The 7,414-nt window shown below is 65.3% G+C and carries 9 protein-coding genes and 1 pseudogene; 9 read left to right on the top strand and 1 reads right to left on the bottom strand.

Annotated elements, in window-relative coordinates:
* Positions 1-901, top strand: a pseudogene (locus ABR948_RS26960) (acyl-CoA dehydrogenase family protein); the annotation flags it as partial.
* Between the two features lie 128 nt (positions 902-1,029).
* Positions 1,030-1,806 carry a CPBP family intramembrane glutamic endopeptidase gene (locus ABR948_RS26955; RefSeq protein WP_428123884.1) on the top strand — a complete coding sequence of 259 codons (777 nt, stop codon included), beginning with the start codon at positions 1,030-1,032 and terminating at the stop codon, positions 1,804-1,806.
* A 15-nt stretch (positions 1,807-1,821) separates the two neighbouring features.
* On the opposite strand, the gene ruvX is transcribed toward ABR948_RS26955, so the two are convergent.
* Positions 1,822-2,304 (bottom strand): Holliday junction resolvase RuvX, encoded by a 483-nt coding sequence (gene ruvX, locus ABR948_RS26950; RefSeq protein WP_428123881.1) that lies wholly within the window; start codon positions 2,302-2,304, stop codon positions 1,822-1,824.
* A 56-nt stretch (positions 2,305-2,360) separates the two neighbouring features.
* On the opposite strand from ruvX, the gene ABR948_RS26945 reads away from it, so the two are divergent.
* The 7 genes from ABR948_RS26945 to ABR948_RS26915 all read left to right on the top strand — a co-directional run.
* On the top strand, positions 2,361-2,585 hold the full coding sequence (locus ABR948_RS26945) for a hypothetical protein (RefSeq protein WP_428123879.1): 225 nt from the start codon (positions 2,361-2,363) through the stop codon (positions 2,583-2,585).
* A gap of 86 nt (positions 2,586-2,671) precedes the next feature.
* Positions 2,672-3,748 carry an NAD(P)H-dependent flavin oxidoreductase gene (locus tag ABR948_RS26940; protein WP_428123876.1) on the top strand — a complete coding sequence of 359 codons (1,077 nt, stop codon included), beginning with the start codon at positions 2,672-2,674 and terminating at the stop codon, positions 3,746-3,748.
* 75 nt (positions 3,749-3,823) lie between these two features.
* On the top strand, positions 3,824-4,111 hold the full coding sequence (gatC, locus tag ABR948_RS26935; protein ID WP_428123873.1) for an Asp-tRNA(Asn)/Glu-tRNA(Gln) amidotransferase subunit GatC: 288 nt from the start codon (positions 3,824-3,826) through the stop codon (positions 4,109-4,111).
* Between the two features lie 33 nt (positions 4,112-4,144).
* A complete protein-coding gene (locus tag ABR948_RS26930; protein WP_428123872.1) occupies positions 4,145-4,351 on the top strand; it encodes a hypothetical protein in 207 nt (68 codons plus the stop codon).
* Positions 4,348-5,820 (top strand): Asp-tRNA(Asn)/Glu-tRNA(Gln) amidotransferase subunit GatA, encoded by a 1,473-nt coding sequence (gene gatA / locus ABR948_RS26925; protein WP_428123869.1) that lies wholly within the window; start codon positions 4,348-4,350, stop codon positions 5,818-5,820. The genes ABR948_RS26930 and gatA overlap by 4 nt, the downstream gene beginning before the upstream one ends.
* Positions 5,811-6,116, top strand: coding sequence for a hypothetical protein (locus ABR948_RS26920; protein ID WP_428123867.1), 306 nt, complete (start codon positions 5,811-5,813; stop codon positions 6,114-6,116). Before gatA ends, ABR948_RS26920 begins: the two co-directional genes overlap by 10 nt.
* A gap of 129 nt (positions 6,117-6,245) precedes the next feature.
* A partial coding sequence (locus ABR948_RS26915; protein ID WP_428123864.1) for a patatin-like phospholipase family protein occupies positions 6,246-7,414 on the top strand: 1,169 nt, incomplete at its 3' end.

Raw genomic sequence — 7,414 nt, 5'->3', positions numbered from 1 at the left:
TGGTGCTGGCGCAGGCGGATCAGGGGCTGACATGCTTCTTCATGCCGCGCTTTGCGCCGGATGGATCGGTCAACGCGATCGCATTCCAGCGCCTCAAGGACAAGCTCGGCAACCGCTCCAATGCCTCTTCGGAAGTCGAATTCAACGGCGCCTATGCGGTGCGCGTGGGCGACGAGGGCAAGGGTATCCGCACCATCATCCAGATGGTGCAGCTGACGCGGCAGGACTGCGCGATCGCCTCCGCCGGCCTGATGCGCTCGGGGCTCGCGCATGCGCTGCATAGGCGGTGCTGTCGGATATGGCGCTGCATGTCGAGGCTTCGATTGCGCTGGTGATGCGGCTGTGCCGTTCATTCGACCGGGCGCCGGATGATCCAAAGGAGGCGGCCTACATGCGGTTGCTGACGCCGGCGATCAAATACTGGGTCTGCAAAAGCGCGCCGGGTTTCCTCTACGAGGCGATGGAGTGCCTCGGCGGCAATGGCTATGTCGAGGAGGGCATTCTGGCCCGGCATTACCGGGAATCCCCTGTCAATGCGATCTGGGAAGGTTCCGGCAATGTGATGTGCCTCGATGTATTGCGCGCGTTGTCGCGCGAGGCGGACGCGGCGTTGGCGGTATTGCGCGGTCTGGCCGAGGAAACCAGGGGTTTGCCGGGCGCAACCGAGGCGGTCGCGTTCATCGGCAAGACTTTCCGTCGACCGGATGGCGAGCGGGTGGCGCGGCTGGCGGTGGAGAGACTGGCGCTGCTCGCAGCCTCAGCCGCGCTCAATCAAGTATCGCCCCGCCACGCGCAATTGTTCGCGGCCACACGGCTTGCCGGGAATCACGCCAGCATGTACGGCGCGGTCGATCTCGGCCACGACGATGTCAGGGGCTTGCTGGAGCGGGCGCTGCCGTGAATATCAATCCAAGTGTCATTGCCGGGCTTGACCCGGCAATCCATCTCGACAAGAGAATCTTGTGAAGCGTGATGGATGCCCGGTTCAAGTCCGGGCATGACGAAAATCTAAAACCTGAAAGCCAATTGATGGATTCCCTCGATCCCGCAAGTCCGCTGACGCCGGCCGTTGCCGTCCCACCTCCGCCCCGTATCTGGAAGTTCTGGGGCACCACCCTGTGGGGCCTGTTCGTGTTCGCCGCGATGTTTGTGGGACAGCTAGCGGTCGTGGCCTGGTTTGTATTGCGGCAGGACGGACCGATCGATGTGGCTTCCGCGACGCAGGTGCTCAGCGGCGGCCTGACGATTTCGCTCTCCGTGATCACGGGGTTGCCCGCTGTTGTCGCCGCCCTGTGGCTCGCCATCCGCCTGTCGCGCACGCCGTTCGCCGATTATCTCGCACTGCGCGGCACCACATGGACCAACCTCGTAATCGGGGTCGGGGCTCTCGTTATTTTGGTGCTGGGGTGGGACCTGCTGTCGCGCGCGACGGGCCGTGACGCCACGCCCGGATTCATGATCGACGTGCTGAAATCGGCGCGCGCCGATGGCGCATTATGGCTTCTGGTGATCGCGTTCTGCGTCGCGGCGCCGATCACCGAGGAATTGTTCGCGCGCGGCTTTCTCTACCGCGGCTGGTCAGAGTCGTTTCTCGGGCCCGTCGGAGCCATCCTGCTGTCATCGGCGGTGTGGACGGCGCTGCATTTGCAATACGACTGGTATTTCTTTGGCGAAGTGTTTTCGATCGGCCTGTTGCTCGGCTATCTCCGCTACCGCTTCCAATCGACATGGCTGACCATCATTCTGCACGGCCTCAACAACTTCGCCGCGGTGGTGCAGACCTATTTGCTGGCGGGGCCGAGCTAGCGTGTCAGTACGCCGTCAGCGCATGTCGCGCGGATTTGCCAGCCGATCGAGCGCCCCCTGCAGGATGAAAATCGCGGCATGTTCGTCGATCACCTCCGCGCGCCGGGCGCGGCTCATGTCCATCCCGATCAGTTCGCGCTCCACCGCCACGGTGGAGAGCCGCTCGTCCCACAGCGCGATGGCCAATTTGGTGAGGCCGGAAAAATTGCGGGCGAAAGCGCGGGTCGATTGCGCGCGCGGGCCTTCGCTGGCATCCATATTGATGGGCAGCCCCAGCACAAAGCCCACGGCATGGCGCTCGGCCGCGATGGCGATGAGGCGCGCCGCATCGGCCTTGAAGGCCTTGCGCTGGATGGTCTCGACGCCGGTCGCGAGCCGGCGATCGGGATCGGACACGGCGACGCCGATGGTCTTGGTGCCCAAATCGAGCCCCACCAGCGCGCCGCGTTCCGGCCAGTGCGCGGCAGCGTCGATCAGCGGTAGGATGAGAGCCGGCATGGCCCCGCATACCACGCGGGCGGCAAGGCGTGCAAAGCGGGAGAAGGGCGGATGAAATGGACGGGCTGACACTGTTTGGTTTGTTTGCGGTCACGGCGATGCTGGTGAGCTACGCGCTGGAAGACCGCAGCCCCTGGTTCATCCTCGTATTTGCGGTGGCCTGCGCGCTGGGGTCCATTTATGGATTTCTGCAGGGCGCCTGGCCGTTCGGGCTGGTCGAGGCGATCTGGGCCGTTGTGGCGCTGCGGCGCTGGATGGCCAGGCAGCAGCGCATTGCATAGCTTTCCCGCCTCCCGGGGTGCTAGGTTTGCCGCGGCTGCGGCAACGACGCCTGCCAATCCCCCATCCATCTTCAAGCGAGCAGACCATGTGGCCGGACCGCCGATTGATCGATCTTTTCAAGACCGAATTTCCCATCGTATTGGCGCCGATGGCGGGGGTGATGGATGCGGAACTGGTGATCGCGGCGGCGCAGGGTGGCGCGCTCGGCTCGTTGCCCTGTGCGATGCTGTCGGTGGAGAAGGCGCGCGAGCAGATCAACATCATCCGCCAGCGCGTGTCGGCGCCGGTCAACCTGAATTTCTTCTGTCACAGGCCGGTCGCAGCCGATCCGGCGCGCGAAGCCGGGTGGAAGCAGCGGCTCGGAACTTATTATAAAGAATTGGGGCTAGACCCGGCGGCGCCGGTCAACGCCGCCAACCGCGCGCCGTTCGATGCCGCGATGTGCGAGCTGGTCGAGGAGCTCAGGCCCGAGATCGTCAGTTTCCATTTCGGCCTGCCGGATCCGGCGCTGCTCGCTCGCGTCAAGGCCGCCGGTTGCATCGTGGTGTCGTCCGCGACCATTGTGAAAGAGGCGATCTGGCTCGAGGAGCACGGCGCCGACGTCATCATCGCGCAGGGCGCCGAAGCAGGAGGCCATCGCGGCATGTTCCTGACCGAGGATATTGCCGGGCAGCCCGGCACCTTCGCGCTGGTGCCGCAGGTGGTCGATGCCGTGAAGGTTCCCGTGATCGCGGCCGGCGGCATCGCCGATGGGCGGGGCATCGCGGCGGCGTTCGCGCTGGGAGCGTCCGGCGTGCAGATCGGCAGCGCCTATCTGCGTTGCCCGGAATCGAGGGTGATCGCGCCGGCACGGGTGGCACTGGCCCAGGCGCGGGATGATTCCACCGTCATTACCAACGTCATGACCGGTCGGCCGGCGCGCGGGGTTGCCAACCGGGTGATGCGCGAGGTTGGCCCGATCTCGCCGGATGCGCCGGCGTTTCCGCATGCCGCGACCGGCCTGGGCCCCCTGAAGGTCGCGGCGGAAAAGCTCGGCAAGGTCGATTTCACCAATCTATGGGCCGGGCAGGCGGTGCGGCTCGGCCGCGAGATGCCGGCGGCGGAGTTGACCCGGGCGCTGGCTGGTGCTGCGCTGGCGCGGCTCAGCCGGATGGCGGGGTAGGGAGCCCGCGGTTGCGGCACAAAACCACCCTCTGCTATACGGCGGGCTGAATTCTGCCTTAGAGGCCCTTACATAATGTCCGTCGATGCCGCCACCGTTCGCCGTATTGCGCATCTTGCGCGGATCGCGGTCACCGAAGCCGAGATTCCGCATCTGCAGGGCGAGCTGAACGCGATGCTGGCCTTTGTCGAGCAGCTGTCCGAAGTCAATGTCGAGGGGGTCGAACCGATGACCTCGGTGACGCCGATGGAAATGAAAAAGCGCGCCGACGTGGTCACTGACGGCGAGATCGCCGACGATGTGGTCAGGAATGCGCCGGAGACCCAGGATCATTTCTTTCTGGTGCCGAAAGTCGTGGAATAAACTTAAGGCTCTGTCTTCGAGACGGGAAATCCGATGTGCATGCTCTGCGACGATGAAAAGGCCTATGCGGCCTACATGAATTATCTCGATGCGATGGAGCGCCAGGGCAAGGCGGCCGATCCCGATAAGGCCATGGACGCTGTGCTCGATCAGCTGGAAGCCGACGACAAGAAGCGCCGCGACGACCCGGCCAACGACAAGACGCTGTCTCCGTTCTTCTGCAGCCCGGTTGATAAATGACCGATTTGACATCGCTGACCATCGCCGAGGCCAAAGCTGGCCTCGCGAACAAATCCTTCACGTCGCTTGAACTGACCGATGCGCATCTGTCGGCGATCGAGGCCGCGCGCGCGCTCAATGCCTTTGTGCTGGAAACGCCGGATCGGGCGCGGGCCATGGCGCGCGAGGTCGATGTGAAGATCGCAAAAGGCGAGGGCGGTCCGCTCGCCGGCATTCCGCTCGGGATCAAGGACCTGTTCGCGACCCAGGACGTGCGCACCACCGCGTGCTCGAAAATCCTGCGCGATTTCATCCCGCCTTATGAATCCACGGTCACCTCGCAGCTCTGGCGCGACGGCGCCGTGATGCTCGGCAAGCTCAACAATGACGAGTTCGCGATGGGCTCGTCGAACGAGACCTCCTGCTTCGGCCCGGTGGTCAATCCGTGGCGGCGCGACGGCGCCAATACCACGCTGGTGCCGGGCGGTTCCTCCGGCGGCTCGGCCTCGGCGGTGGCGGCGCAGCTCTGCATGGGCGCGACCGCGACCGATACCGGCGGCTCGATCCGCCAGCCGGCGGCGTTCACCGCGACCGTCGGCATCAAGCCGACCTATGGGCGCTGCTCGCGCTGGGGCATCGTGGCGTTTGCCTCCTCGCTCGATCAGGCCGGCCCGATCGCCCGCACCACGCGGGATGCCGCGATCCTGATGCGATCGATGGCCGGTCACGATCCCAAGGACACCACCTCGGTCGATCGCGCGGTGCCGGATTACGAGGCCGCGATCGGACAGTCCGTCAAAGGCATGAAGATCGGCATTCCCCGCGAATATCGCCTCGACGGCATGCCCGCGGAAATCGAAAAGCTCTGGACCGAGGGCGCGGCATGGCTGAAGGCGGCCGGCGCGGAACTGGTCGAGGTGTCGCTGCCGCACACCAAATACGCCCTGCCGGCGTACTACATCGTGGCACCGGCGGAGGCCTCGTCGAATCTGGCGCGCTATGATGGCGTGCGCTACGGCCTGCGCGTACCGGGTCGCAGCATTGGCGAAATGTATGAAAACACCCGCGCCGAGGGTTTTGGCGCCGAAGTCCGCCGCCGCGTCATGATCGGCACCTATGTGCTCTCGGCCGGCTATTACGACGCTTATTATCTGCGCGCGCAGAAGGTCCGTACCCTGATCAAGAAGGATTTCGAGGATTGCTTTGCCAAAGGCGTCCACGCGATCCTGACGCCGGCGACGCCATCGGCAGCGTTCGGCATCGGCGAGAAGGGCGCCGACCCCGTCGAGATGTATCTCAACGACATCTTCACGGTGACCGTGAACATGGCGGGACTGCCGGGGATCGCGGTCCCCGCCGGCAAGGACAGCCAGGGTCTGCCGCTCGGCCTGCAGCTGATCGGCCGCCCGTTCGATGAAGAGACGCTGTTCTCGCTGGGCGAGGTGATCGAGCAGGCGGCGGGCCGGTTCACGCCGGCGAAATGGTGGTGAACGTCACCGACTTCAAAGCCAGCCTGTCCGGCGCCGAGCCTGCGTCGAATCTAGACGCGCCGCTGGCGGCGTTGTGGTGGGCGGCCAAAGGCAACTGGGACCAAGCACACGGCATCGCCCAGGATGAAGAGACCTCGGAAGCGGCGTGGGTCCACGCCTACCTGCACCGGGTCGAAGGCGATATCGGCAACGCCGGCTATTGGTATCGAAAGGCCGGCAAACCGGCTGCGACCGGCGCTCTCGACGCCGAATGGGAAGAGATCGTGCAAGCCTTGCTCGCGAGCAGGCGGGTATGAACGCGGCGTTGCGACGTTAACCCTGTTGGCGCACCGCCGGCACGGCCATGCCGGCGCCACCTTGTTCATGATAGACTAGAAGTCGCGGGGCGGGGCCCGCGACGAAAGTGTTGCGTGCGGGCGTCGAACATGCGGGCGTGGGTTCTACCGGTGTCGGCCGTCGCATTTGCGGGCATTCTCGCCGGATGCGCGACGGTCTACAATCTGCCCGGCAATGCGCCGCTCGGCACCGCGCTCACCGACAATAATTTTGGACGCGAGGTCGCAAGCTACGACGACGATCTGCTGCTGGCGCTGTCGTTCTCCGGGGGCGGCTCGCGTGCGGCGGCTTTTTCTTTCGGGGTGCTGAAAGAGCTCGACCGTTCCCGGTCCGGTTCCGACCAGGCGAAAACGCTGCTCGACCGCGTCGACTTCATCTCCGGCGTGTCCGGCGGCTCGGTCACGGCGGCCTATTTCGGTCTCAAGAAACGCGCGGCGCTGGATGACTTCCGCGAGCGTTTCCTGCTGCGCAACGCCGAGGAAGCGCTCAATACCCAGCTGTCGCTCGGCAATATCGGCCGCGCGCTGGGCGGCGGCGTCAACGACAGCCAGTTCACCAACTGGCTCGACCGCAATCTGTTCGATGGCGCACGGTTCGACGTTTTCCGAGAGGAGCGGCGGCCGCGGGTCTGGATCAACGCTTCCGACATCTATAACCGCACGCCGTTCGTGTTCGGCAAGACCGCCTTCGATGCCCTGTGCAGCGACATCCGGTCCTACCGCGTCGCTGAGGCGGTCGCGGCCTCGGCGGCGGTGCCGCTCGCCTTCGCGCCGATCGTGCTGGAGACCTATCCCGGCGGCTGTGCGACGCAATTGCCGGCATGGATCGAGCGCGCCCGCCACGACCCGGATGCGCAACCATTGTTGAGATCGTTCGCGGAAGCCACCGCGCATTATCACGACGGCTCGATGCGCTATGTGAAGCTGCTCGATGGCGGCCTGGTCGACAATTACGGCCTGTCCGGGTTCAGCATCGGCATGCTGGCGGCGCAGCGCCCGTTCGAGCCGATGACCGAGCGGCAGGCGGTGAGGGTGCGGCGGGTCATGTTCCTGGTCGTCGATGCCGGGCGCAGCACCTCCGGCGACTTTGCGCAGCGGATCGAGGGACCGGGCGGCGTCGAACTGGTCGAGGCCGCGGCCGACACCGCCATCGATGCCAGCGTGCGATCGAGCTACGCGGCGTTTTCGACCCTGGTCAACGACTGGTCCGGCAAGATCAAGCGCTGGCGCTGCCGCCTGTCGGCGGCGGAGCGATCGCG

The sequence above is a fragment of the Bradyrhizobium sp. genome (genome assembly GCF_050014615.1).
Classification (GTDB): domain Bacteria; phylum Pseudomonadota; class Alphaproteobacteria; order Rhizobiales; family Xanthobacteraceae; genus Bradyrhizobium.
The sequence above is the reverse complement of the archived record's forward strand: the minus strand, read 5'-3'. Positions and strand labels throughout refer to the sequence as shown.

What these genes read in the sequence shown, in the direction of transcription:
- ABR948_RS26955 (WP_428123884.1), top strand. Translation starts at nt 1,030, where the DNA reads ATGGATTCCCTCGATCCCGCAAGTCCGCTGACGCCGGCCGTTGCCGTC.
- ruvX (WP_428123881.1), bottom strand. Translation starts at nt 2,304, where the DNA reads ATGCCGGCTCTCATCCTACCGCTGATCGACGCTGCCGCGCACTGGCCG.
- ABR948_RS26945 (WP_428123879.1), top strand. Translation starts at nt 2,361, where the DNA reads ATGGACGGGCTGACACTGTTTGGTTTGTTTGCGGTCACGGCGATGCTG.
- ABR948_RS26940 (WP_428123876.1), top strand. Translation starts at nt 2,672, where the DNA reads ATGTGGCCGGACCGCCGATTGATCGATCTTTTCAAGACCGAATTTCCC.
- gatC (WP_428123873.1), top strand. Translation starts at nt 3,824, where the DNA reads ATGTCCGTCGATGCCGCCACCGTTCGCCGTATTGCGCATCTTGCGCGG.
- ABR948_RS26930 (WP_428123872.1), top strand. Translation starts at nt 4,145, where the DNA reads ATGTGCATGCTCTGCGACGATGAAAAGGCCTATGCGGCCTACATGAAT.
- gatA (WP_428123869.1), top strand. Translation starts at nt 4,348, where the DNA reads ATGACCGATTTGACATCGCTGACCATCGCCGAGGCCAAAGCTGGCCTC.
- ABR948_RS26920 (WP_428123867.1), top strand. Translation starts at nt 5,811, where the DNA reads ATGGTGGTGAACGTCACCGACTTCAAAGCCAGCCTGTCCGGCGCCGAG.